The following is a 25,443-nucleotide window of genomic DNA, read 5'->3' as shown; positions in this document are numbered from 1 at the left end:
CGGCAACAGGCTTTTCAATTGTTTACCCATCGCCGCCAGCCATTGTCCGATAAAAATAGAGTGTCACGCATCAAAGCTAGCATAACGTGCGGCCAACCGCCCCACCTATAGGATTACTTCGAATCAGTGCAGCGCCTGGCTCGCCAGTTGGAAAGCGATGCCCCACATTACCACCCCCACCAGCGCATTGATAATGCGTTGGGCGCGCGGCGTGCGCAGCACCGGTGCCAGCCACGCCGCCAGCAGCGCCAGACCGAAGAACCACAGCAGCGAGGCGCAGGCGGCCCCCAGCGCAAACCAGCGGCGGCCTTCCGGCGCGAACTGCCCGCCCAGACTACCGAGCACCACAAAGGTATCCAGATAGACGTGCGGGTTGAGCCAGGTGACCGCCAGCAGCGTCAGCACGATCCGCCAGCGGGTCTGGTTCACGCCTGCCTCGAGCGCGGCCTCCTCACCCGGCTGTACCGCCCGGCGCAGCGCGCCGAAGCCATACCAGAGCAGGAAGGCCACGCCGCCCCAGGTCACCAGCGCCAGCAGCAGCGGCGAGGTGCTGAGCAGCGCGCTGCCGCCGAACACCCCACCGCAGATCAGCAGCACGTCGCTCAGGGTGCAGAGCGCGGCGATCATCAGGTGGTACTGGCGGCGGACGCCCTGATAGAGCACAAAGGCATTCTGCGGGCCGAGCGGCAGAATCATCGCCGCCCCCAACAGGAAGCCTTGCAGGTAGGTGGAAAACACGATCGCTATCCTCAATACAGGCAGTGCGCCCAGTGCGCCCTGCGAATGGGCGCAGTATGCGGCGGCGCGGCCATTAGAGGAAACGCAAAAAACTTATCCCCTATCAGTCTGGCTAATGCCCATCGGCCATAAAAAAGGGGTGCCGCATGGCACCCCCAGTTTAGGCGAAAAAAGCGTCAGGAGGCGTGGCCGTTGGCCTGCCCATTGGTTGCCTTTTTCAGGTCGAGATTGCGCGGCGCAGCGTCGGAGCTGTCGTCGTTGTCCGCACGGTAGAGGTGCACATCCATCTGCGGGAACGGGATGCCGATGTTGTGCTTGTCCAACGCGCGCTTGAAGCTCTCCAGCGTGTCCCAGAAAGTCTCCTGTGCGTCGCCATTGGTCGTCCAGAAGCGCACCACGAAGTTCAGGGTGGAGGCACCCATCTCGTTCAGGCGTACTACCACGCCCTTCTCATGCATTACGCGCTTGTCGGCGGCCACGATGTCGCCCAGCACCTTTTTCACGGTGTCGATGTCCGCATCGTAGGAGACACCCACGATAATCTCGGTACGGCGGTTTGGCTCACGCGAGGTGTTGATGATGTTGCCAGCGATGATCTTGCCGTTCGGCACCACCACAACCTTGTCATCCGGGGTACGCAGGGTGGTGTGGAAAATCTGCACCTCTGTCACGGTGCCAGCGACGCCGCCCAGATCCACGTACTCACCGGCACGGAACGGACGGAAGATCACCAGCAGCACGCCCGCGGCGAAGTTGGAGAGCGAGCCTTGCAGCGCCAGACCCACGGCCAAACCGGCGGCACCGAGCACCGCGATCACCGAAGCGGTCTGCACGCCGATGCGGCCCAGCGCGGCGATGATGGTGAAGGCGATAACCCCGTAGCGCACGATGGCGGAGAGGAAGTCAGAGACGGTGTCATCGATGCCGCGCGCATGCATCAGCTTGCGGATGGCAGAGGAGATAAAGCGCGCCGCCATAAAGCCCAGGGTCAGGATAAATACGGCAGCAATAATGTTCACCGCATAGTGGATCAACAGCCCCTGATTACGCACCAGCCAGGAGCCGGCGTTGTTAAGAGTATCGACTACGTTCAAATCATCCATTCATGCCACCTTTGTTATTTTCACACGCGGCCTCCCCTGCTGCCGGAGAGGGCGATTAACGATCAAGAGTAAACCTGGCCTTGCGTCCGGCAAGCTACCGGCGCACTAAAACCACAAAGTTTGTCAAGGTTTTCAACCCTGACAGTTCGCTATAAGGGTAACTAACAAAATCGGCCTCTGCCAACCGGGCGGGCGCAATCGGGCGACAGACGCTGAAAAACGGGGCAATCTGCCTGCTTTTCGCCCATAAAAAAAGGCTCCCCGTGGGGAGCCTCGCTTTCAGACCAGATGGCCTTACAGTACGTCTACCGCGTTCAGCTCTTTGAACGCCTGCTCCAGGCGAGTCACCATGGACGCCTGAGCCGCGCGCAGCCAGACGCGCGGGTCGTAGTATTTCTTGTTCGGCTGGTCGTCGCCTTTCGGGTTACCCAGCTGGCCTTGCAGGTAGGCTTCGTTCTCTTTGTAGTACTTCAGGATACCTTCCCAGGTTGCCCATTGGGTGTCGGTATCGATGTTCATTTTGATCACGCCATAGCTGACGGAATCTTTGATCTCCTGCGCGGAGGAGCCGGAACCGCCGTGGAACACGAAGTCCAGGCTGTTGTGCGGCAGGTTGTATTTCTTGGAGACGAACTCCTGAGAGTCGCGCAGGATGGTCGGGGTCAGTTTCACGTTGCCCGGCTTGTAAACGCCATGCACGTTACCGAAGGAGGCCGCGATGGTGAAGCGCGGGCTGATGGCGTTCAGCTTCTCGTAAGCGTACGCCACGTCTTCCGGCTGGGTGTAGAGCGCGGAGGCGTCCATGTGGCTGTTGTCAACGCCATCTTCCTCACCGCCGGTGCAGCCCAGTTCGATCTCCAGGGTCATGTCGATCTTCGCCATGCGTGCCAGGTACTTGGAGCAGATCTCGATGTTCTCTTCCAGCGACTCTTCAGAGAGGTCGATCATGTGGGAGGAGAACAGCGGTTTGCCGGTGGCAGCGAAGTGCTTCTCGCCAGCGTCCAGCAGGCCGTCGATCCACGGCAGCAGTTTCTTGGCGCAGTGGTCGGTGTGCAGGATTACCGGCACGCCGTAGTGTTCCGCCATCTGGTGCACGTGGTGCGCGCCAGAGATGGCACCCAGAATGGCAGCCCCCTGCGGCTGGTCAGATTTCAGGCCCTTGCCGGCGATGAAGGCCGCGCCGCCGTTGGAGAACTGGACGATAACCGGCGCTTTGACTTTAGCGGCAGTTTCCAGCACGGCGTTGATGGAGTCGGTGCCCACGCAGTTAACTGCTGGCAGTGCGAACTGGTTCTCTTTCGCAACTTGGAACACTTTCTGAACGTCATCACCTGTGATGACACCCGGTTTTACGAAATCAAAAATTTTAGACATATTACGTCGTCCTGTTTTCGTCGGCCGTAGAGAAATGAATCGGTAAGCCCCTCCGCCCGGCGGTGCCAGACGGAACAGCATGAACGGGCCGCAGCGGCGGCCCGCCAGTTAATTACTGCTTAGCACGCTCTTCCAGCATCACAACTGCCGGCAGTTTCTTGCCTTCCACGAACTCCAGGAACGCACCGCCACCGGTGGAGATATAGGAAATTTTGTCAGCAATTCCGAACAGATCGATTGCTGCCAGAGTGTCACCACCACCTGCAATGGAGAAGGCTTCGCTGTCGGCGATGGCCTGCGCGACAATTTCAGTCCCTTTGCGGAAGTTCGGGAACTCGAAGACGCCTACCGGGCCGTTCCACAGGATGGTCTTGGCATTTTTCAGGATCTCCGCCAGACGCTCCGCGGACTGGTCACCCAGGTCGAGGATTTGTTCATCATCTTTGATGTCGTTGACAGATTTCAACGTTGCACGGGCGGTTTCAGAAAACTCCGTGGCCACGCGCACATCGGTCGGGACCGGAATGTCACAGGTTTCCAGCAGCTTTTTCGCCTCATCCGTCAGGTCAGCTTCATACAGGGATTTGCCGACGTTGTGGCCCTGCGCCGCCACGAAGGTGTTGGCGATGCCGCCGCCGACAATCAGCTGGTCAGCGATTTTGGAGAGGGAGTCCAGCACGGTCAGCTTGGTGGAAACCTTGGAGCCGCCCACGATGGCAACCATCGGGCGGGCCGGGTTGCCCAGCGCCTTGCCCAGCGCTTCCAGCTCAGCGGAGAGCAGCGGGCCGGCACAGGCGATAGGCGCGAACTTGCCGACGCCGTGGGTGGAAGCCTGCGCACGGTGCGCGGTGCCGAAGGCGTCCATCACAAACACGTCACACAGCGCGGCGTATTTCTTCGACAGCGTTTCGTCGTCTTTCTTTTCGCCCTTGTTGAAACGGACGTTTTCCAGCACGACCAGCTCACCTTCTGCAACCTCAACGCCCTCCAGGTACTCTTTTGCCAGACGTACCGGCGAGGAGAGTTTGTCTTTCAGGTAATCCACCACCGGCTGGAGCGAGAACTCTTCGTTATACTCACCTTCAGTCGGGCGGCCCAGGTGGGACGTAACCATGACGCGCGCGCCCTGCTTCAGTGCCGCTTCGATGGTCGGCAGCGAGGCGCGGATACGTGCGTCAGAGGTCACTTTGCCCTCTTTTACCGGCACGTTCAGGTCAGCACGGATGAGGACGCGTTTGCCGGCCAGATCCAGATCGGTCATTTTAATTACAGACATGGTGAACCCTCTCGTTGATTCTCTTTAAAGTTGCTTGAGCGGTGAGCCGGCAGAGGCCGGTGCACCGTACTAGAAACCGCTTGCGGCCATTGCCCTGGTGGTGTCTAACATCCGGTTGGCAAAGCCCCACTCATTGTCGCACCAGACCAACGTCTTAATCAGGTGCTGCCCACTGACCCGCGTTTGGGTGCCATCAACGATGGCGCTGTGCGGATCGTGGTTAAAATCTATCGAGACTAATGGTAGTTCCGTATAGTCAACTATACCACGAAACGCCCCCTGCGCGGCCTTCTGTAACAGCAGGTTGACGTCACGGACGCTGACGCAGGCCCCGACAAAAACGCTCAAATCGATGGCCGTGACATTGACCGTCGGCACCCGTACCGAGATCGCCTCAAAGCGATCCTGGAACTGCGGGAAGATGCGCGTGATGCCCGCCGACAGCTTGGTGTCCACCGGAATAATGGACTGGCTGGCGGCGCGGGTACGGCGCAAATCCGGGTGATAGCCGTCAATCACCTGCTGGTCGTTCATGGAAGAGTGGATGGTGGTCACGGTGCCGGACTCGATGCCGTAGGCGTCGTCCAGCAGCTTGATCACCGGGATGATGCAGTTGGTGGTGCAGGAGGCGTTGGAGACAATCCGATCCTCCTTGTGCAGCGCCAGATGGTTAACGCCGTAGACCACGGTCGCGTCCAGATCATGCCCGCCGGGATGGGCGAACAGCACCTTTTTCGCCCCGGCGGCGCGGTGCGCCTCGCCATCGGCGCGGCTGCCATACACGCCGGTGCAGTCCAGCACCACATCCACGCCCAGCTCACCCCAAGGCAGCGCCGCCAGCGACGGCTCATGCAGCAGACGGATGGTATCGTCACCGACCATCAGCAGGTCGCACTCCTGCCGCACGTCCCACGCAAAACGCCCGTGGCTGGTGTCATACTTCAGCAAGTGCGCCATCCCTTCGGATTGCGCCAGCTCGTTGATTGCCACCACGGAGATCTCCGCCCGACGGCCGGACTCATACAGCGCGCGTAGCACGCTGCGGCCAATGCGGCCAAAGCCATTTATCGCAATGCGGATTGTCATGCGTTTCCCTGAGTTGCGGTAATGAAAGCAGCTTCATAGAGTAATGCAGGGCGCGCCCGTGGGGAATTCCTCACGTCACGTTTACATCATCACATGGATATTGTGATCGCCGTCACACTCTTCATTTTGCAGGGATTTCCCTGAACTGAAACGGTTCAGCCGAGCATAAACCAAAGCAATCGCAAAGAAAATGATCTGACGCCGCTGTCAGTGAAAGGCCGCGCGATCGTTGCAAAAACCAGCAACACCCGCCGCTTTTGCCGTCAGGGTGGGGAAAATAGCGCCAACTTGGGCAATCCTGCCGGTTCAACGCCCATAAAAAAGGCGCCCCGGGGGGCGCCTGTCAGCGGGGAACGGCTCAGCCCAGCAGGGCGCGCGCCTTGTTCACCACGTTGTCGGTGGTGAAGCCGAACAGCTCGAACAGCTTCTCTGCCGGGGCAGATTCGCCGAAGGTGGTCATGCCCACCACGTCGCCGTTGAGGCCGACGTACTTGTACCAGTAGTCGCTGATACCGGCTTCAATCGCAATCCGCGCGCTCACCGCTTTCGGCAGCACGGATTCGCGGTAGGCCGCGTCCTGCTTGTCGAAGGCGTCGGTGGACGGCATGGAGACCACGCGCACCTTGCGGCCTTCGGCGGTCAGCTGCTCGCAGGCGCTCACCGCCAGCTCCACTTCCGAGCCGGTGGCAATCAGGATGAGCTCCGGCGTGCCGTCGCACTCCTTCAGCACGTAGCCGCCGCGGGCGATGTCCGCCAGCTGGGCGTCGGTGCGCGGCTGCTGCGCCAGGTTCTGGCGGGAGAAAATCAGCGCCGCCGGGCCGTCGTTGCGCTCGATGGCGTACTTCCACGCCACCGCCGACTCTACCTGGTCACACGGACGCCAGGTGCTCATGTTCGGGGTCACGCGCAGGCTGGCCAGCTGCTCCACCGGCTGGTGGGTCGGGCCGTCTTCACCCAGACCGATGGAGTCGTGGGTGTAGACAAAGACGTTGCGGATTTTCATCAGCGACGCCATGCGCACCGCGTTGCGGGCATACTCCACGAACATCAGGAAGGTCGCGGAGTACGGCAGGAAGCCGCCGTGCAGCGCGATACCGTTGGTGATGGCGGTCATGCCGAACTCGCGCACGCCGTAGTGGATGTAGTTGCCTGCCGGGTCATCGCCAATCGAGGTCGAGCCGGACCACATGGTCAGGTTGCTCGGCGCCAGGTCAGCGGAGCCGCCAAGGAACTCCGGCAGCAGTTTGCCGAAGGCTTCCAGCGCGTTCTGCGAGGCCTTGCGGCTGGCAATCTTGGCCGGGTTGGCCTGCAGGTTGGCAATGAAGGCGTCCGACTGGGCCTGCCACTCTGCCGGCAGCTCGCCGTTCAGGCGACGGCTGAACTCGGCCGCCAGCTCCGGGTGGGCCTGCTGGTAGGCGCTGAACTGCTCGTTCCACGCCTGCTCTTTCGCCTGACCGGCCTCTTTGGCGTCCCACTGGGCATAGATGTCCTGCGGGATTTCAAACGGCCCGTGGTGCCAGCCCAGCGCCTCGCGGGTGGCTGCCACTTCAGCGTCGCCCAGCGGCGCGCCGTGCGCGTCGTGGGTGCCAGCTTTGTTCGGCGAGCCGAAGGCAATCACGGTCTTGCACATCAGCAGCGACGGCTTGTCGGTCACGCGGCGCGCTTCCTCAATCGCCGCCTTGATGGCGTCGGCGTCGTGGCCGTCCACGCCGCGCACCACGTGCCAGCCGTAGGCTTCAAAGCGGGCGGCGGTGTCGTCGGTGAACCAGCCCTCAACGTGGCCGTCGATGGAGATGCCGTTGTCGTCATAGAACGCCACCAGCTTGCCGAGTTTCATGGTGCCGGCCAGCGAGCAGACTTCGTGGGAAATCCCCTCCATCATGCAGCCGTCGCCCAGGAAGGCGTAGGTGTAGTGGTCAACGATGTCGTGGCCCGGACGGTTGAACTGCGCCGCCAGCGTGCGCTCGGCAATCGCCATGCCCACCGCGTTGGCGATACCCTGGCCCAGCGGGCCGGTGGTGGTCTCGACGCCGGCGGTATAGCCATACTCCGGGTGACCCGGGGTCTTGGAGTGCAGCTGGCGGAAGTTGGCCAGCTCTTCAATCGGCAGGTCATAGCCGGTGAGGTGCAGCAGGCTGTAAATCAGCATTGAGCCGTGGCCGTTGGAGAGCACGAAGCGGTCACGGTCAGCCCAGTGCGGGTTGACCGGGTTGTGGTTCAGGTAGTCACGCCACAGCACTTCGGCGATATCCGCCATCCCCATCGGGGCGCCGGGGTGGCCGGATTTGGCTTTTTGCACCCCATCCATGCTCAGCGCGCGGATGGCATTGGCAAGCTCTTTACGAGAGGACATGTTCAACTCCAGGTCGGATTAAAGAAGCTAATAAGTGAGGCATTTTGTCAGACTCCGCATTGAATCGGCAATCCTTAAAACTATTTGTGAAAGGGATCACAACTTGTCAGCCATTTTGCCGCACATTTTCGGAAAAATGGTCTATGCCGGGCCATGTCTGTCGCATAGCTTAACGTTTTCTTTACGGTTGGGTTATGCTTTGCCGGTTCCCTTGTTATACCTCACAGGAAGTTAATTGTATGAAGATGCGCCCTGCGCTGTTAGCCATTGGCATCACCGCCCTGCTGGCGGGTTGCCAGAACATGAACTCCCAATCTTTACTGCAATCCGGCGCGCAGGCTTTTCAGGCGGCGACCCTCAGTGATGCGCAGGTGAAGGCCCTGAGCGTCCAGTCCTGCGAAGAGATGGACAGCAAAGCCCAGATCGCGCCAGCGAGCAGCGAGTACAGCCAGCGGCTGACCAAAATCGCCGCCGCGCTCGGCGATAACATCAACGGCCAGCCAGCCAACTACAAGGTCTACCTGACCAAGGACGTCAACGCCTGGGCGATGGCGAACGGCTGCATCCGCGTCTATAGCGGGCTGATGGATTTGATGGATGACAATGAGGTCGAGGGCGTGCTCGGCCATGAGATGGGCCACGTGGCGCTCGGCCACACCCGCAAGGCGATGCAGGTGGCCTACGCCACCACTGCCGCGCGCACCGCCGCCTCCTCGCTGGGCGGCATCACCGGCGCGCTCTCGCAGTCGGAACTGGCGGACATCGGCGAGAAGTTCGTTAACGCCCAGTTCTCCCAGAAGCAGGAGTCCGAGGCGGATGACTACTCCTTTGACCTGCTGAAGCAGCGCGGCATCGACCCGAATGGCCTCGCCACCAGCTTTGAGAAGCTGGCAAAGCTGGAACAGGGCAACAGCATCGGCTGGTTTGACGATCACCCCTCCTCCGAGGCGCGCGCCAAACATATCCGTGAGCGCATCGCCGCCGGCAAGTAATCCAAGCCCCATAAAAAAAGCAGCCCTTGGGCTGCTTTTTCTTTATTGGGACGGGAGAGGCTTAGGCGCCCTTCTTGTCCGCCTGCACGTGCAGCATCTCCAGCGCCAGCGTCGCCGCGGCCAGCGCGGTGATCTCGGACTGGTCGTAAGCCGGGGCCACTTCCACGATGTCCATGCCGACGATGTCCAGACCCAGATCTTTCAGGCCACGCACCAGCTTCAGCGCGCGGTCAGAGGTCAGGCCGCCAATCACCGGGGTGCCGGTGCCCGGCGCGTGGGCCGGATCCAGGCAGTCGATGTCGAAGCTCAGGTAGACCGGCAGGTCGCCAACGATCTGTTTCACCTGCGCCAGAATGTCATCCACGCTGCGGTCATTGACCTGCGCGGCATCCAGCACGGTAAAGCCCAGATCCTTGTCGAACTCGGTACGGATCCCGATCTGCACCGAGTGATCCGGGTCGATCAGCCCTTCGTTCGGCGCATGGAAGAACATGGTGCCGTGATCGAACTTGCTGCCGTTGGAGTAGGTGTCGGTGTGGGCATCGAAATGCACCAGCGCCATCTTGCCGAAGTGCTTGGCGTGCGCGCGCAGCAGCGGCAGGCTGATGAAGTGGTCGCCGCCGAAGGTGAGCAGGCGCTTGCCATTCTCCAGCAGCTTCTCCGCGTGGGCCTGCAACTTGTCGGTCAGGTCTTGCGCGTCGCCGAAGTTGAACACCACGTCGCCGCAATCCACCACCTTCAGGCGCTCACGCAGGTCGAAATCCCACGGCCAGCGCTTGCCTTCCCACGCGAGGTTGACGGAGACCTGACGGATCGCTGCCGGGCCGAGGCGGGAGCCAGAGCGGCCGGAGGTGGCCATGTCAAACGGCACGCCAGTGATGACCCACTCCGCGTCGCTGTCATACGGCTGGAAGTTCAGGGGAAAACGCAGAAAACCAAACGCATTGGAAACCAGAGAGTTATCGGCTTGATGGCCCAACGTGCTCATAGTTCGTCCTCTTCTATTATGGATTCGGGCCGCGCGCGGCGGCCGCCTACAGTTCAGGGATAAAAAAATCCCCCGGCCGCCCGCAAGCGCGGCAGCCAGGGGATCGGCAGGTTACTCGTCTTCCAGATAGGTATAGCCGTAGAGGCCCGCCTCAAACTCCGCCAGGAATTCCGCCTGTAGCGTGCTGTCGAGGTCGGTCTCTTTCACCTGATCGCGGAAGCGGGTCAGCAGGACGTTCGGGTCAAGCTGGACATACTCCAGCATGTCGGCCACGGTGTCGCCCTCATCAGACTGCTGCACCTCGACGTTACCGTCCGGGAAGACGTAGACGTCAACCGCCGCGGTGTCGCCGAACAGGTTGTGCATGTTGCCCAAAATCTCCTGATACGCGCCCACCATAAAGAAGCCCAGCACCGGCGGGTTCTCCGGGTCATACGGCGGCATCGGCATGGTGGCCGCGACGCCATCGCCATCCACATAGTGGTCGATGGTGCCATCGGAGTCACAGGTGATGTCGAGCAGCACCGCACGGCGCTCCGGCGGCTGGTGCAGCCCCTCAAGCGGCAGCACCGGGAAGAGCTGGTCAATGCCCCATGCATCCGGCATCGACTGGAACAGCGAGAAGTTGACGTAAAACTTGTCAGCCATACGCTCCTGCAACTCATCGATAATCGGGCGGTGCGCACGGTTGCTCGGGTCCAGCTGCTGCTGGATCAGGTTACAGATGTTCAGGTAGAGCTGCTCGGCCCAGGCACGGTTGGTCAGGTCGAGCATCCCGTGGGCGTACTGGGTGTGGACGTCATGCAGATCCATCTGGCTGTCATGCAGCCACTCACGCAGCGAACGGCGGTTGGCCGGGTCATGCATCTCCTGCCAGGTGCCCCACAGGCTCTGCAACGCGCGCGGTGCCTCCTCGGTCGGCGGCAGCGGCTCGCTGAACTCGTTGCGCTCCACGCCAATGACGTTGGAGACCAGCACCGTGTGGTGGGCGGTCACGGCGCGGCCAGACTCGGTGATCACCGTCGGGTGCGGCAGGCCGTGCTCGTTACAAGCCTGACCGATGCCCCAGATGACATTGTTGGCATACTCGTTCAGGCCATAGTTGACCGAGCAGTCAGACTGCGAGCGGGTGCCCTCATAGTCCACGCCCAGACCGCCGCCGACGTCGAAGCACTGGATGTTGACGCCCAGCTTGTGCAGTTCGACGTAGAAGCGCGCCGACTCACGCACGCCGGTGGCGATGTCACGGATGTTCGCCAGCTGCGAGCCAAGGTGGAAGTGCAGCAGTTGCAGGCTGTCGAGGCGGCCCGCCGCGCGCAGCGTCTCCACCAGTTGCAGCACCTGTATCGCCGCCAGACCGAATTTCGACTTCTCGCCGCCGCTCGACTGCCACTTGCCGGAACCTTGCGAGGCCAGACGCGCACGCACGCCAAGGCGCGGCACCACGTTCAGGCGTTCCGCCTCCTCCAGCACCATCTTGATCTCGGACATCTTCTCGATGACCAGATAGACCTTGTGGCCCAGCTTTTCGCCAATGAGCGCCAGACGGATATATTCGCGATCCTTGTAGCCGTTGCAGACGATCACCGAACGGGTCATGCCAGCATGGGCCAGCACGGCCATCAGCTCCGCCTTGGAGCCAGCTTCCAGCCCCAGCGGTTCGCCGGAGTTGATCAGCGACTCAATCACGCGACGGTGCTGGTTAACCTTGATCGGGTAGACCAGAAAGTAGCCGCCCTCATAGCCGAAGGACTCACGCGCGCGCTTGAAGGCGGCGTTGATAGAGCGCAAGCGGTGCTGCAAAATCTGCGGGAAGCAGAACAGCGCGGGCAGGCGCTGGCCCTCCTCCTGTTGCAGCTCCTTGACCAGCTCTGCCAGATCGACCCGCGCCTCAGGCACGTCCGGGTCCGGGCATACGCTGATGTGGCCCCGTTCGTTGACGTCATAGTAGTTATTGCCCCAATAGGCGACGTTATAGGTGCGCAGCATCTTGCTGGCATTATGATCATTCATGGCAACCTCCTGCATGGAGCGCAAAGATAAGGGTTCGCCCGACGCGGACGGACGGTGGTGCAACATATCATCAGACATCATTTGCCTCTCGTTCTGTACTGACAACATGGCCAGCCACTATCACAGTAATAACAGATGAGAACAACCCACACCGCGCGCTGGCTCGCAGGATAAAACGCTGCAATGGCGGCAGTGTAAGGGCGTTAACACCCCTATAAGTGTAAAACACCTGGTTCAAACCTCGACTCACGAGGTGAATTATTCCGGTATCAAACCGGTTAAGCGGAGGTTGTAACGCCGCAGAGCATCCCAATCAGCCGCGCGGACAGGCGCGCAGACGTTGCCGTTAAGGCAGGGCACCAGGCTTGCCGGCCCGGGAATCCTGGGTTGCATCCAGTGGGGGATAACACCGTTGAGATGTTGAAGAGAGGGAAGAAAGGCAGGTTGCCGTGGCGAGTGACATCATGGGATGCCGTAGCTGCACAAATGTAACAACCGGTAAACAGCGGGTCATTAAACTCACCACCTCCACGCACGCTGCCCTTGAGCAGCCAAGCCTCTGAGAATTGTTGATAAGCCGGACGCCAGTCCGATTCGCGCTGGTTATACCGGTATCAGACTGAAATTGCAAAATGAAAATGTGCCCCCGGCTTTGTCAGGCTACGCCTTGTGCAGTCACGCCCATTGTGCTGCAACACGCCTGCAAAAAAGCGCTGGCAATCCGGCCAAAAGCTGACCTAAAATAGCCGTCCAGATGTTAATCCGTCTATACTGGTTAACCAATGAACTGCGATCGGCTTGTCTGCGGGCATTGCAGGATGCATTTCAGACCCCCGGGGAAGCCAAGCTTACCTCTATTCAATTCGGCATGCCCTGCGCCATGCAGTAGTTATTAACCCGTTTTCTCAAGGTGAAGAAGATAATGGCTAAACACCTCTTTACGTCCGAATCTGTATCAGAAGGACATCCGGATAAGATCGCTGACCAGATTTCCGATGCTGTCCTGGACGCCATCCTGGAGCAGGACCCGAAAGCGCGCGTCGCGTGCGAAACCTATGTCAAAACCGGCATGGTGATGGTAGGTGGCGAGATCACCACCAGCGCCTGGGTAGATATCGAAGAGATCACCCGTAACACCGTGCGCGAAATCGGCTACGTCCACTCTGACATGGGCTTCGACGCCAACTCCTGCGCCGTCCTGAGCGCCATTGGCAAGCAGTCCCCGGACATTAACCAGGGTGTTGACCGTACTGATCCACTGGAGCAGGGCGCGGGCGATCAGGGCCTGATGTTTGGCTACGCCACCAATGAGACCGATGTGCTGATGCCAGCACCGGTCACCTACGCGCACCGTCTGGTGCAGCGCCAGTCTGAAGTGCGCAAGAGCGGCATCCTGCCGTGGCTGCGCCCGGACGCCAAGAGCCAGGTCACCTTCCAGTACGATGGCGGCAAGATTGTCGGCATCGACGCCGTGGTGCTCTCCACCCAGCACGCGGAAGACATTGGCCAGAAAGAGCTGCAAGAAGCGGTGATGGAAGAGATCATCAAGCCTGTGCTGCCGGCTGAGTGGCTGACGGAGTCCACCAAGTACTTCATCAACCCGACTGGCCGTTTCGTGATCGGCGGCCCAATGGGCGACTGCGGCCTGACCGGCCGTAAAATCATCGTTGATACCTACGGCGGCATGGCGCGCCACGGCGGCGGTGCCTTCTCAGGCAAAGACCCGTCCAAGGTTGACCGCTCTGCGGCCTACGCGGCGCGCTACGTGGCGAAAAACATTGTGGCGGCCGGTCTGGCTGACCGCTGTGAGATCCAGGTCTCCTACGCCATCGGCGTGGCTGAGCCGACCTCCATCATGGTGGAAACCTTCGGCACCGAGAAAGTCTCCACCGAGCAGCTCACCCTGCTGGTGCGTGAGTTCTTCGACCTGCGCCCGTACGGCCTGATCCAGATGCTGGACCTGCTGCACCCGATCTACAAAGAGACGGCAGCCTACGGTCACTTCGGTCGCGAACACTTCCCGTGGGAGAAGACCGACAAGGCCGCTCAGCTGCGTGATGCCGCTGGCCTGAAATAAGTTTTCCCGCTACTCTGCGCCCCGGCCGGGAACCCTGCCGGGGCGTTTTTGTATGCATTGCACTCACCCCGCCAGTTTTCCCCCACGGGTAGCGCGGTTTACCTGACGACAAAACAGAAAATTATTACGTCTGGCGAAAGCCCTGCGTATTTCTCTGATAACTGAAACCGATTACACGCAAAAGAGGCACCAATAACAATAACTTATAAATTTACTTTATAAATTTTCGCCAAAATCTGATTGCTCTTTCAGGGAGCTTCATCAAATAATCTGGCGCACGCTTTTTTGCCCCGAGGCTGGGGTAAGGAAGGGTCGATTAATCAGTAATATACCTGGCTACAATAGGTGTAACCGATTACATAAGTGTGATCTGGCGCACTTTATCAGAGCGACTGGGCAAATAATATAGTTAACTAAGTAATAGATGCCGTCTTGGAGGCCCAATGAGTAACCTTACGCTAAGCAAAGAGGGAACTGGCTCAAGTGCCAGAATCACCTTCTTTGTTTGTTTTCTTGCCGCGCTGGCTGGGCTGCTGTTTGGCCTGGACATCGGCGTCATCGCTGGGGCGTTGCCGTTCTTGAGCGATGAGTTCCAGATAACCAACCATCAACAAGAGTGGGTGGTCAGCTCCATGATGTTCGGCGCCGCCGTAGGCGCGGTCGGCAGTGGCTGGCTCAACTTCCGCATTGGCCGTAAATATAGTTTGATGATCGGCGCAGTGCTGTTTGTGATTGGCTCTCTGGCCTCTGCACTGGCCCCGAACGTGGACGTGCTGATCATCGCACGCGTGCTGCTCGGTCTGGCAGTTGGCATCGCGTCCTATACCGCGCCGATCTACCTCTCTGAGATTGCGCCGGAGCGCATCCGCGGCAGCATGATCTCCATGTACCAGCTGATGATCACCATCGGCATCCTGGGCGCTTACCTCTCCGACACCGGCTTCAGCTACAGCGGCGCATGGCGCTGGATGCTGGGCGTGATCACCATCCCGGCGCTCCTGCTGCTGGTAGGGGTCTTCTTCCTGCCGGACAGCCCGCGCTGGCTGGCGGCCCGTGGCAGCAACGAGAAGGCGCGCCGCGTGCTGGAGAAGCTGCGTGACACCAGCGAGCAGGCCAAGCGTGAGCTGGATGAGATCCGTGAAAGCCTGAAGGTGAAGCAGTCTGGCTGGGCGCTGTTCAAGAGCAACTCGAACTTCCGCCGCGCGGTGTTCCTCGGCATCCTGTTGCAGGTGATGCAGCAGTTCACCGGCATGAACGTCATCATGTACTACGCGCCGAAAATCTTCGGCCTGGCGGGCTTCGCCAGCACCTCCCAGCAGATGTGGGGCACGGTGATCGTTGGTCTGGTGAACGTGCTGGCGACCTTCATCGCCATCGGTCTGGTAGACCGCTGGGGCCGCAAGCCGACCCTGAAGCTGGGCTTCATGGTGATGGCGGTTGGCATGGGTATCCTGGGCACCATGCTGCACATCGGTGTCGAGTCGATGGGCGCCAAGTACTTCGCCATCGCCATGCTGCTGATGTTCATCGTTGGCTTCGCCATGAGCGCCGGCCCGCTGATCTGGGTGCTCTGCTCCGAGATCCAGCCGCTGAAAGGGCGTGACTTCGGCATCACCATCTCCACCGCGACCAACTGGATCGCCAACATGGTGGTCGGCGCGACCTTCCTGACCATGCTGGACAGCCTCGGCAACGCCAACACCTTCTGGGTCTATGGCGCGCTGAACGTGGTGTTCATCTTCATCACCATCGCGCTGATCCCGGAGACCAAAAACGTCTCGCTGGAGCACATCGAGCGCAACCTGATGGCCGGCAAGAAGCTGCGTGACATCGGTTCCCGCGACTGATTCCGCACCACAGCCAGTGAAGGGCGCCCCTCGGGGCGCCCTTTTTTATTGCCAGCGCCGGCCAGGTTCACTATCCTGCCGCCTATGAAACCCGTCCGCCTTCCCATCGCCCTGCAACAGGCCGTGATGCTCCGCCTGCGCCAGTCACTGCGGCAGGCCAATGCGCGGCTGGGCACGGATTACCCGGAACCCGCCCTGCTCTACCAGCAGCGCGGCACGTCCGCGGGCACCGCCTGGCTCGAGCGCTGGGAGATTCGCCTCAACCCGGTGCTGCTGCTGGAGAACCAGCAGGCGTTTATCGATCAGGTGATCCCGCATGAGCTGGCGCACCTGCTGGTGCACCGCCACTTTGGCCGCGTGCCGCCACATGGCAAGCAGTGGCAGTGGATGATGGAGTCGGTGCTTGGCGTACCGGCACACCGTACCCACTCGTTTGGCATCGCCTCGGTGCAGAGCAAGACCTTCCCCTACCGCTGCGGCTGCCAGAAACATGAGCTGACGCTGCGCCGCCACAATCGCGTGCAGCGCAAGGAGGCGGAGTACCGTTGCCGCCAGTGCGGCGGCCTGCTGCAACCGGATGAGCCGGGGCGCGCGTGAGCCTGTCGGCAAAATGTATCCATTGATTTGCCTCGCTGTTACGCATCCGTTACTCTCCCCCTTTTCTCTTCAGGCAGTTTTGGAATATGTCTCGCAAAATCTGGTTTACCCTCCTTGTTACCGGCGCTCTGCTGCCGTTTAGCGGCGTCGCAAAAGAGATCAATAACTTCAGCCAGGCCAAGGCGGAAGCGGTCAAGATTCATCAGGGCGCGCCCGGTGACTTCTACTGCGGCTGTAAAATCAACTGGCAGGGCAAGAAAGGGATCCCGGATCTCGCCTCCTGCGGCTATCAGGTGCGCAAAAGCGCCCTGCGCGCCAACCGCATTGAGTGGGAGCACGTGGTGCCAGCCTGGCAGTTTGGCCACCAGCGCCAGTGCTGGCAGGAGGGCGGCCGCAAAAACTGCGTGAAAGATAAGGAGTACCGCCGCATTGAAACCGACCTGCACAATTTGCAGCCGGCGGTCGGCGAAGTGAATGGCGATCGCGGCAACTTCCTCTACAGCCAGTGGCGCGGCGGCGAAGGCCAGTATGGCCGCTGTGAGATGAAGGTCGATTTCAAGGACAAGAGCGCCGAGCCACCGGCACGCGCGCGTGGCTCCATCGCCCGCACCTACTTCTACATGCGTGATCGCTACCAGTTGCGCCTCTCCAGCCAGCAGACCCAGCTGTTTGACGTCTGGAACCGTCAGTATCCGGTCACCGCTTGGGAGTGCGAGCGTGACAACCGCATCGCCGCCGTGCAGGGCAACCACAACCCCTACGTGCAGCAGGCTTGCCAGCAGCGAAAAGGCTAACCTACACTAGGCACTCCGCGCGCCAGCCCGTGGCTGGCGCGCTCGTCATGCCGCAGCTGGCGGCCCCTTATGTCACAGGAAGTTGAACCCACGTTATGCGCATTCCCCGCATTTACCATCCGGAGCCACTGGCCTCCGGCAGCAGCATCATGCTGAGCGATGAGGCGGCCAACCACGTCGGCCGCGTGCTGCGCATGAGCGCAGGCCAGCACCTGCACCTCTTTGACGGCAGTAATCAGGTGTTCCCGGCAGAGATTGCGCAGGTAGACAAAAAGAGCGTCCGCGTCACCTTGGGCGACGGCGTGGTGGAGGATGTGGAGTCCCCGCTCGACTTGCACCTCGGACAGGTTATTTCACGGGGCGAGAAGATGGAGTTCACTATCCAGAAATCCATTGAGCTGGGCGTAAGCACAATTACCCCCCTGTTTTCCGAGCGCTGTGGGGTTAAACTGGACGGCGAACGGCTGGCGAAGAAGATCCAGCAGTGGCAGAAGATTGCCATCGCCGCCTGCGAGCAGTGCGGGCGCAACCGCATCCCGCTGATCCGCGAGGCGATGCCGCTGGACGTCTGGTGTAAGGAGGAGGATGGGAGCCTGAAACTCAACCTGCACCCGCGCGCCAGCCAGAGCATCAACACCCTGCCGCTGCCGGTGGAAAAGGTTCGCTTGCTGATTGGGCCGGAAGGGGGACTCTCCGCAGATGAGATCGCCATGACCGCCACCGTTGGCTTTACCGATATTTTGTTGGGACCGCGCGTTTTACGCACCGAAACGACGGCGCTCACTGCGATAACCGCCCTCCAGGTCCGTTTTGGCGACCTGGGCTAAAGGAGAAACAATGATCAAGCTCGGCATCGTGATGGACCCGATTTCCTCCATCAACATCAAGAAAGACACCAGTTTCGCCATGCTGTTGGAAGCGCAGCGCCGTGGTTGGGAAATCCACTACATGGAGATGCGCGACCTCTACCTGCGCGGTGGCGAGGCACGCGCCCGCACCCGCCTGCTGCGCGTCGAGCAGAACTATGAGCAGTGGTATGAGTTCGGTGAAGAGCAGGATATCCCGCTGCACCAGCTCGACACCGTGCTGATGCGCAAAGACCCGCCGTTCGATACCGAGTTTGTCTACGCGACCTACATTCTGGAGCGCGCCGAGGACAAGGGCACGCTGGTGGTCAACAAGCCGCAGAGCCTGCGTGACTGCAACGAGAAGCTGTTCACCGCCTGGTTCCCGGAGCTGACGCCGGACACGCTGGTGAGCCGCGACAAGGCGCACCTGCGCAGCTTCCATCAGGAGCATGGTGACATCATCCTCAAACCGCTGGACGGCATGGGCGGCGCGTCCATCTTCCGCGTGAAGCAGGATGACCCCAACCTGTCCGTCATCGTCGAGACCCTGACCGAGCACGGCAGCCGCTACTGCATGGCGCAGAACTACCTGCCAGCTATTAAAGACGGCGACAAGCGCGTGCTGGTGGTGGATGGCGAGCCGGTGCCCTACTGTCTGGCGCGTATCCCGGCGCAGGGCGAAACCCGTGGCAACCTGGCGGCCGGTGGCCGTGGCGAGGCGCGCCCGCTGAGCGAATCCGACTGGCAGATCGCCCGCACCGTGGCCCCGATCCTGAAGCAGAAAGGGCTGATCTTTGTCGGCCTCGACATCATTGGCGACCGCCTGACGGAGATCAACGTCACCAGCCCGACCTGCGCTCGCGAGATCGAGGCGGCGTTCCCCATCTCCATCACCGGTATGTTGATGGATGCAATTGAGAAACGCCTGGCTGCCCGTTAATCCCCGCTAAAAAGCCCGGAAACTGGCCGCCTTTTCAGATTGCGGCCAGTGACTTGGCTGGCCGCACGCCGCATACTACAGATTGTGTACCCTTTAACCCCGCGAAAGCTCCAAACTATAATGAATTTACAGCATCACTTTCTTATTGCCATGCCCTCTTTGGACGATCCGCAATTCAAACGTGCCGTAGTCTATATCTGCGAACACAATGAAGAAGGCGCGATGGGGCTGGTCATTAACAAACCGGTTGAGCAGTTCACTGTTGAAGGTGTCCTGAACAAATTGAAAATCGCCCCCGTTGAGCGCGATCCCGCCATCCGTCTGGACAAGCCGGTCTTCTCCGGCGGCCCGCTGGCGGAAGATCGTGGCTTTATCCTGCATACCCCGCGTGAGGGTTTTGGCTCCAGTATCCTGATCTCTGACCAGACCATGATCACCACCTCCAAGGATGTGCTGGAGACGCTCGGCACCCAAGACCAGCCGGAAGAGGTGCTGGTGGCGCTGGGCTACGCCAGTTGGGAGCAGGGCCAGCTGGAGAAGGAGCTGCTGGAGAACGCCTGGCTCACCTCGGAGGCCAGCGTAGATATCCTGTTCCACGTGCCGATCGCTGACCGCTGGCGCGAGGCGGGCCGTCGCCTTGGCATCGACATCGCCAACATCGCCACGCAGGCGGGGCACGCCTGATGAGCAACCGCACCCTGATCGCCTTTGATTTCGGCACCAAGAGCATTGGCGTGGCGATTGGCCAGGAGATCACCGGCACCGCCCGCGCCCTGCCCGCCTTCAAGGCACAGGACGGCACGCCAGAGTGGCCCAAAATCGAGAAGCTGCTGAAAGAGTGGCAACCCGATCTGGTGGTGGTCGGCCTGCCGCTCAATATGGACGGCACCGAGCAACCGCTGACCGCCCGCGCGCGTAAGTTCGCCAACCGCCTGCATGGCCGTTTCGGCGTGCAGGTTGAGCTGCATGACGAGCGCCTCAGCACCGTAGAGGCGCGCGCCCACCTGTTCGACCGTGGCGGCTTCCGCGCCCTCGACAAGGGCAGCGTTGACTCCGCCTCCGCAGTGGTGATCCTTGAGAGCTGGTTCGAAAACCACTACGGCTGAACGCCCGCCCCACCCGCTTCCGTCTCAAAACGTACCCCCTGTGCCAGCCGCTGTGCGCGGCTCTGGGCAAAGGTCTGCATCCCGGCCTGCGCGCCGGTTTGCAGCAGCGCTGGCAGCTGGTGGCTTTTGCCCTCGCGGATCAGGTGGCTGGCCGCTGGCGTGACGGCCAGCGTCTCAAACAGCGCCACCCGGCCGCCCCCGGCGGTGGCGCACAGCGTCTGTGACACCACCGCCCGCAAACTGCCGGCCAGCTGGGCGCGGACAAAGGCCTTCTCCTCCGCCGGGAAGGTGTCCACCAGCCGCTCCACCGCCTGCGCCGCGCCGCGGGTGTGCAGCGTCGCCATCACCAGATGCCCGGTCTCGGCGGCGGTTAGCGCCAGCCGGATGGTGTCGGCATCACGTAGCTCCCCCAGCAAAATCACATCCGGGTCTTCACGCAGCGCCGCCCGTAGCGCCCCGGCAAAGGTGCGGCTGTGCGGCCCAATCTCCCGCTGCTGGATCAGGCAACGCTCGCTGGTGTGCAGGAACTCAATCGGGTCTTCCAGCGTGATGATGTGCCGCGCGGCCTGCCGGTTGAGGTGCCCAACCAGCGCCGCCAGCGTGGTAGATTTGCCGCTGCCGGTCGCGCCGGTGACCAGCAACAGCCCATCGGCGGCCAGCGCCCACTCCGCCAGCACCGGCGGCGCGCCCAGATCCGAGAGTTGCGGGCAGCTTACCGGCAAGGGGCGCAGCGCCAATGACAGCCCCTCCGCCTGTTGGAACAGGTGCGCCCGCAATCGCGTCCCTGCGGGCAGGGTCAGCGCCAGATCCACCTGTCCCTCTGCCACCAGCGCCTGCCGCTGTGGCTCTGCCAGCCAGCGGTCACACCATGCCGCCAGCGCGGCGGCGGAGAGGCGCGGCTGGCGCTCATCCCGCCGCAGCCGCCCATCCTGCCGCCAGATGGGCGGATGTCCGGTACAGAGGTGCAGATCGGAGGCATTATGCTTTACACTAAGGGCCACCCATTCATTGATATCCATCTCCACCACCTCTGAGCCACTATGAGTACGATTGAGCACAATTTACAGGATGTTCGCCGCCGGATCGCCGCTGCTGCATCAGAATGCGGGCGGGATGCCAAAGAGATTACGCTGCTTGCGGTTAGCAAAACCAAACCTGCGAGCGCGCTCGAAGAAGCGATGGCCGCTGGCCAGCGCGCCTTCGGCGAAAACTATGTGCAGGAGGGGGTGGAGAAGATCCAGCATTTCGCCACCCACCCGCTGGCTGGCGAGCTGAGCTGGCACTTCATCGGCCCACTGCAATCCAACAAGAGCCGTCTGGTGGCCGAGCATTTTGGCTGGTGCCATACCGTTGACCGCCTGAAGATCGCCACCCGCCTGAATGAGCAGCGCCCAGCGCACCTGCCGCCGCTGAATGTGCTGGTGCAGGTCAATATCAGCGACGAGGCGAGCAAGTCTGGCGTCACGCTGGCTGAACTGCCAGCGCTGGTGGACGCGGTGGCAGCGCTGCCACGCCTGCAACTGCGCGGGCTGATGGCGATCCCGGCACCGGAGAGCGACCCGGCGCGCCAGCTGGCGGTGTTCCGCCAGATGGCTGACGCGCTGGCGGCGATGCAGGCGCGCCACCCGCAGATGGATACCCTCTCCATGGGCATGACTGATGACATGCCAGCCGCCATTGCCGCTGGCAGTACGCTGGTGCGGATTGGCACCGCCATTTTTGGTGCGCGCGACTACGGCGAGCCACGCTGAGCGCGCGGCCTTTTTGCTGCATAACATCCAACAAGGAGTCCCATGCAACATCGCAACATTACCTTTATCGGCGCGGGCAACATGGCTGGCGCGATTGTCGCCGGTCTGGTTGACGGGGGCTATCCGGCCCAATCCATCAGCGTCTGTGCGCCGTCGGCCACCCACCGTGACCAACTGGCCGAACAATATGGCGTGAAGAGCAGCAGTGACAACGCGGCCTGCGCCGCCGCGGCGGAGGTGGTGGTGCTGGCGGTGAAACCGCAGCTGATGGCCAGTGTCTGCGACGCATTGCGCGGGCAGGTCGATTTCCACGGCAAGCTGGTGCTGTCGATCGCCGCGGGCGTCAGCGTCACCCGCTTCTGCGAGCTGCTGGGCGAGGGTTTGAACATCGTGCGCATCATGCCCAATACCCCGTCGCTGGTCGGCAAAGGGATGAGCGGCCTCTACGCGCCCGATTACGTCAGTGCCGCCGACCGCGATTTCACCGCTGACCTGATGCGCTCGGTCGGCAAAATTTGCTGGGTCGAGCAGGAGGCGGGCATCAATCAGGTGATCGCCGCCGCTGGCAGCGCCCCGGCCTACTTCTTCCTGTTTATGGAGGCGATGCAGCAGGAGCTGGAGCGTCAGGGCATGGCGGCCGACAAGGCGCGCCTGCTGGTGCAACAGGCGGCCAGCGGCGCGGCGGCGCTGGTGGAGGCCAGCCCGGATGAGGGTATCGGCACGCTGCGCGAACGCGTCACCTCCAAGGGCGGCACCACGGCGGAGGCGCTGCGGGTGTTCAACGAGCAGAAGCTGCCGGAGATCGTCGCCGAGGCGATGCAGGCCGCGATTGCCCGCGCGCAGGACATGGAAAAACAGTTTTAATCACAACAACAAGGTAATTTATGCTGACGCTGACTTTTTTGGTCAAAACGCTGATTGATCTCTACGTAATGGTGCTGCTACTGCGCATCTGGATGCAGTGGGCGCGTACTGACTTCTACAACCCCTTCTCACAGTTTGTGGTGCGCATCACCCAGCCGGTGGTCGGCCCGCTGCGCCGGGTGGTTCCGTCGCTGGGGCCGGTTGACAGCGCCTCGCTGCTGCTGGCCTTCCTGCTGATGACCATCAAATACCCGCTGCTGCTGCTGATTCAGGGGGGCGGGCTGTCGCTCAGCCCCTATAATTTGCTGTTCGGCCTGATCTCGGTGATCAAGTCCGCCGGCTATCTGGTGTTCTGGATGATCATCATCCGCTCGATCATGAGCTGGGTCAGCCGCGGCAACGGCCCGATGGACTATGTGCTGATGCAGCTGACCGAGCCGTTGATGGCCCCGGTGCGCCGCGTGATCCCGGCGATGGGCGGCATTGATTTCTCCGCGATGGTGGTGGTGCTGGTTCTCTACCTGCTCAACTACTTGGGCATGGATCTCTTCGGTCAGCTGTGGATGCTGCTGTGACCGCCGTCACCACGCAACTGGACGGGCTGCTGCTCAGGCTATATATTCAGCCCAAATCGAGCCGTGACCAACTGGTCGGGTTGCATGGTGACGAACTGAAGGTCGCCATCACCGCCCCGCCGGTGGATGGGCAGGCCAATGCCCATCTGGTGAAGTATCTGGCGAAGCAGTTCCGCGTCGCCAAGCACCAGGTGGTGATCGAAAAGGGCGAGCTGGGACGCCACAAACAGATTCGCATCCTTGCGCCGCGGCAGATCCCCCCGGAAGTCGCGGCACTGCTCGCCCCCTGACGCCGCCCATGCGGCGTCACTCTTTACTCTACGGTGCCGCTGCGGCGGCACCCTCGTGACAGCAGGATACCCTCATGCAAAAAGTTGTTCTCGCCACCGGTAACGCCGGCAAAGTGCGCGAGCTGGCCCATCTGCTGGCTGATTTTGGCCTGGATGTGGTCGCCCAAACCGATCTCGGGGTGGAGTCGGCGGAAGAGACCGGCCTGACCTTTATTGAAAACGCCATCCTCAAGGCGCGCCACGCCTCGCGCCTGACCGGCCTGCCAGCGATTGCCGACGACTCCGGTCTGGCGGTGGACGCGCTGGGCGGCGCGCCGGGCATCTACTCCGCACGCTATGCCGGGGAGAATGCCAGCGACCAGCAAAATCTGGAGAAGCTGTTGGTGGCGTTGCAGGATGTGCCGCCCGGCCGTCGCCATGCCCGCTTCCACTGCGTGCTGGTCTACCTGCGCCACGCCGATGACCCGACGCCGCTGGTCTGCCACGGCGCATGGCCGGGCGAGATCACCTTCGCCGCCGAGGGCACCAACGGCTTTGGCTACGACCCGATCTTCTTCGCGCCGGAAGCCGGCAAGACCGCCGCCGCCCTGACCCGCGAGGAGAAGCGCGAGCTTTCCCACCGTGGCAGGGCGCTGTCACAGCTGCTGGATGCGATTAAACATGCGTAAACTGCCACCGCTGAGCCTCTATATCCACATCCCGTGGTGCGTGCAGAAGTGCCCGTACTGCGACTTCAACTCCCACGCCCTCAAGGGCGAGGTGCCGCATGACGACTATGTCGCGCACCTGCTGGCGGATCTGGATACTGAGGTACCGAAGGTTGCAGGACGCACCATTACCACCATTTTCATCGGCGGCGGCACCCCGAGCCTGCTGAGCGCCGAGGCGATGCAGACGCTGCTGGATGGCGTGCGCGCCCGCCTGCCGCTGGCGGCGGACGCGGAGATCACCATGGAGGCCAACCCCGGCACCGTGGAGGCAGACCGCTTCAGCGGCTACCAGCGCGCTGGCGTCAACCGCATCTCCATCGGCGTGCAGAGTTTCAGCCCGGAGAAGCTGACCCGCCTTGGGCGCATCCACGGGCCGGAGGAGGCGAAACGCGCCGCGCGTCTGGCCGCCGGGCTGGGGCTGCGCAGCTTCAATCTCGACCTGATGCACGGGCTGCCAGACCAGACGCTGGAGGAGGCGCTCGACGATTTGCGTCAGGCGATCGCCCTCAACCCGCCGCACCTCTCCTGGTACCAGCTCACCATTGAGCCGAACACCCTGTTTAGCTCGCGCCCGCCGGTGCTGCCGGATGATGACGCGCTGTGGGACATCTTCCAGCAGGGCGATGCCCTGTTGACCGCCGCGGGCTACCAGCAGTATGAGACCTCGGCCTACGCCAAGCCGGGCTACCAGTGCCACCACAACCTCAACTACTGGCGCTTTGGCGACTACCTTGGCATCGGCTGCGGCGCGCATGGCAAGATCACGCTGGCTGACGGCACCCTGCTGCGCACCAGCAAGACCCGACACCCGCGCGGCTATATGCAGGGGCGCTACCTCGACAAAGAGTATGCGGTGGCGGCGGCAGAGCTGCCGTTCGAGTTCTTCATGAACCGCTTCCGCCTGCTGGAGCCAGCGCCGCGCGCCGAGTTCACCGCCTTCACCGGCCTGCCGGAGAGCGTGGTGCGCCCGCAAATCGATGAGGCGCTGGCACAGGGCTACCTGACGGAGAACGCCGAGATGTGGCAGATCACGCCGCACGGCAAGCTGTTCCTCAACTCGCTGCTGGAGCTGTTCCTGAGCGAAGAGTAAAAAAAGGGCGCCCGAAGGCGCCCTTTTCTTT

Annotated in this window: 24 protein-coding genes; 15 read left to right on the top strand and 9 right to left on the bottom strand. The window is 61.7% G+C overall.

Features of this window, described 5'->3' with window-relative positions:
• Window positions 1–123 precede the first annotated feature (123 nt).
• From argO to tkt, 6 genes are all read right to left on the bottom strand, one after another.
• A complete protein-coding gene (gene argO, locus C1N62_RS02845; protein ID WP_137762202.1) occupies window positions 124–738 on the bottom strand; it encodes an arginine exporter ArgO in 615 nt (204 codons plus the stop codon).
• A gap of 176 nt (window positions 739–914) precedes the next feature.
• Complete coding sequence (gene mscS / locus C1N62_RS02840) at window positions 915–1,841, bottom strand: small-conductance mechanosensitive channel MscS (protein ID WP_137762201.1); 927 nt, start codon at window positions 1,839–1,841, stop codon at window positions 915–917.
• A gap of 294 nt (window positions 1,842–2,135) precedes the next feature.
• Window positions 2,136–3,215, bottom strand: a complete 1,080-nt coding sequence (gene fbaA / locus C1N62_RS02835) for a class II fructose-bisphosphate aldolase (RefSeq protein WP_137762200.1) — start codon at window positions 3,213–3,215, stop codon at window positions 2,136–2,138.
• 112 nt (window positions 3,216–3,327) lie between these two features.
• Window positions 3,328–4,491 carry a phosphoglycerate kinase gene (gene pgk / locus C1N62_RS02830; protein ID WP_137762199.1) on the bottom strand — a complete coding sequence of 388 codons (1,164 nt, stop codon included), beginning with the start codon at window positions 4,489–4,491 and terminating at the stop codon, window positions 3,328–3,330.
• A 69-nt stretch (window positions 4,492–4,560) separates the two neighbouring features.
• Window positions 4,561–5,577: an erythrose-4-phosphate dehydrogenase gene (gene epd / locus C1N62_RS02825; RefSeq protein WP_137762198.1), complete on the bottom strand. Its 1,017-nt coding sequence runs from the start codon at window positions 5,575–5,577 to the stop codon at window positions 4,561–4,563.
• Between the two features lie 358 nt (window positions 5,578–5,935).
• Complete coding sequence (gene tkt / locus C1N62_RS02820) at window positions 5,936–7,930, bottom strand: transketolase (protein ID WP_137762197.1); 1,995 nt, start codon at window positions 7,928–7,930, stop codon at window positions 5,936–5,938.
• A gap of 239 nt (window positions 7,931–8,169) precedes the next feature.
• Between tkt and C1N62_RS02815 the strand changes: the two genes are divergently transcribed.
• A complete protein-coding gene (locus C1N62_RS02815; RefSeq protein WP_137762196.1) occupies window positions 8,170–8,922 on the top strand; it encodes a M48 family metallopeptidase in 753 nt (250 codons plus the stop codon).
• 61 nt (window positions 8,923–8,983) lie between these two features.
• Here C1N62_RS02815 and speB read toward each other — a convergent pair whose 3' ends face one another.
• On the bottom strand, window positions 8,984–9,910 hold the full coding sequence (gene speB, locus C1N62_RS02810; RefSeq protein ID WP_137762195.1) for an agmatinase: 927 nt from the start codon (window positions 9,908–9,910) through the stop codon (window positions 8,984–8,986).
• 111 nt (window positions 9,911–10,021) lie between these two features.
• Window positions 10,022–12,001 (bottom strand): biosynthetic arginine decarboxylase, encoded by a 1,980-nt coding sequence (gene speA / locus C1N62_RS02805; RefSeq protein ID WP_137764885.1) that lies wholly within the window; start codon window positions 11,999–12,001, stop codon window positions 10,022–10,024.
• A gap of 844 nt (window positions 12,002–12,845) precedes the next feature.
• On the opposite strand from speA, the gene metK reads away from it, so the two are divergent.
• The 8 genes from metK (at window position 12,846) to ruvX (ending at window position 20,132) form a co-directional block, all read left to right on the top strand.
• Complete coding sequence (gene metK, locus C1N62_RS02800) at window positions 12,846–14,000, top strand: methionine adenosyltransferase (RefSeq protein WP_137762194.1); 1,155 nt, start codon at window positions 12,846–12,848, stop codon at window positions 13,998–14,000.
• 443 nt (window positions 14,001–14,443) lie between these two features.
• Window positions 14,444–15,847 carry a sugar porter family MFS transporter gene (locus tag C1N62_RS02795; protein WP_137762193.1) on the top strand — a complete coding sequence of 468 codons (1,404 nt, stop codon included), beginning with the start codon at window positions 14,444–14,446 and terminating at the stop codon, window positions 15,845–15,847.
• An 84-nt stretch (window positions 15,848–15,931) separates the two neighbouring features.
• Window positions 15,932–16,444 (top strand): SprT family zinc-dependent metalloprotease, encoded by a 513-nt coding sequence (locus tag C1N62_RS02790; protein ID WP_137762192.1) that lies wholly within the window; start codon window positions 15,932–15,934, stop codon window positions 16,442–16,444.
• Between the two features lie 86 nt (window positions 16,445–16,530).
• The gene (gene endA, locus C1N62_RS02785) at window positions 16,531–17,238 is read left to right on the top strand and encodes a deoxyribonuclease I (RefSeq protein ID WP_137762191.1); all 708 of its coding nucleotides are present in this window, start codon (window positions 16,531–16,533) and stop codon (window positions 17,236–17,238) included.
• Window positions 17,239–17,333: 95 nt separating this feature from the next.
• Entirely contained in the window at window positions 17,334–18,065 is a 732-nt protein-coding gene (gene rsmE, locus C1N62_RS02780; protein WP_137762190.1) for a 16S rRNA (uracil(1498)-N(3))-methyltransferase, read from the top strand.
• Between the two features lie 10 nt (window positions 18,066–18,075).
• On the top strand, window positions 18,076–19,026 hold the full coding sequence (gene gshB, locus C1N62_RS02775; RefSeq protein WP_137762189.1) for a glutathione synthase: 951 nt from the start codon (window positions 18,076–18,078) through the stop codon (window positions 19,024–19,026).
• A 120-nt stretch (window positions 19,027–19,146) separates the two neighbouring features.
• Window positions 19,147–19,710, top strand: a complete 564-nt coding sequence (locus C1N62_RS02770) for a YqgE/AlgH family protein (protein ID WP_137762188.1) — start codon at window positions 19,147–19,149, stop codon at window positions 19,708–19,710.
• Window positions 19,710–20,132, top strand: a complete 423-nt coding sequence (ruvX, locus tag C1N62_RS02765; RefSeq protein WP_137762187.1) for a Holliday junction resolvase RuvX — start codon at window positions 19,710–19,712, stop codon at window positions 20,130–20,132. Before C1N62_RS02770 ends, ruvX begins: the two co-directional genes overlap by 1 nt.
• On the opposite strand, the gene C1N62_RS02760 is transcribed toward ruvX, so the two are convergent.
• Complete coding sequence (locus C1N62_RS02760; protein ID WP_137762186.1) at window positions 20,123–21,151, bottom strand: type IV pilus twitching motility protein PilT; 1,029 nt, start codon at window positions 21,149–21,151, stop codon at window positions 20,123–20,125. The genes ruvX and C1N62_RS02760 overlap by 10 nt on opposite strands.
• A gap of 21 nt (window positions 21,152–21,172) precedes the next feature.
• Here C1N62_RS02760 and C1N62_RS02755 point away from each other — a divergent pair, with 21 nt between their 5' ends.
• From C1N62_RS02755 to hemW, 6 genes are all read left to right on the top strand, one after another.
• Window positions 21,173–21,883, top strand: a complete 711-nt coding sequence (locus C1N62_RS02755; RefSeq protein ID WP_137762185.1) for a YggS family pyridoxal phosphate-dependent enzyme — start codon at window positions 21,173–21,175, stop codon at window positions 21,881–21,883.
• A gap of 42 nt (window positions 21,884–21,925) precedes the next feature.
• Window positions 21,926–22,747, top strand: a complete 822-nt coding sequence (gene proC / locus C1N62_RS02750; RefSeq protein WP_137762184.1) for a pyrroline-5-carboxylate reductase — start codon at window positions 21,926–21,928, stop codon at window positions 22,745–22,747.
• A gap of 20 nt (window positions 22,748–22,767) precedes the next feature.
• Window positions 22,768–23,322, top strand: a complete 555-nt coding sequence (locus C1N62_RS02745; RefSeq protein WP_137762183.1) for a YggT family protein — start codon at window positions 22,768–22,770, stop codon at window positions 23,320–23,322.
• Entirely contained in the window at window positions 23,319–23,612 is a 294-nt protein-coding gene (gene yggU, locus C1N62_RS02740) for a DUF167 family protein YggU (protein ID WP_137764884.1), read from the top strand. Before C1N62_RS02745 ends, yggU begins: the two co-directional genes overlap by 4 nt.
• Window positions 23,613–23,686: 74 nt before the next feature.
• Window positions 23,687–24,280, top strand: a complete 594-nt coding sequence (gene rdgB / locus C1N62_RS02735) for an RdgB/HAM1 family non-canonical purine NTP pyrophosphatase (protein ID WP_137762182.1) — start codon at window positions 23,687–23,689, stop codon at window positions 24,278–24,280.
• On the top strand, window positions 24,273–25,412 hold the full coding sequence (gene hemW / locus C1N62_RS02730) for a radical SAM family heme chaperone HemW (RefSeq protein WP_137762181.1): 1,140 nt from the start codon (window positions 24,273–24,275) through the stop codon (window positions 25,410–25,412). The genes rdgB and hemW overlap by 8 nt, the downstream gene beginning before the upstream one ends.
• The last annotated feature ends 31 nt before the right edge of the window (window positions 25,413–25,443 follow it).

It is taken from the genome of Nissabacter sp. SGAir0207 (assembly GCF_005491205.1).
Lineage (GTDB): Bacteria > Pseudomonadota > Gammaproteobacteria > Enterobacterales > Enterobacteriaceae > Chimaeribacter.
This window is presented reverse-complemented; position numbering and strand designations above follow the sequence as displayed.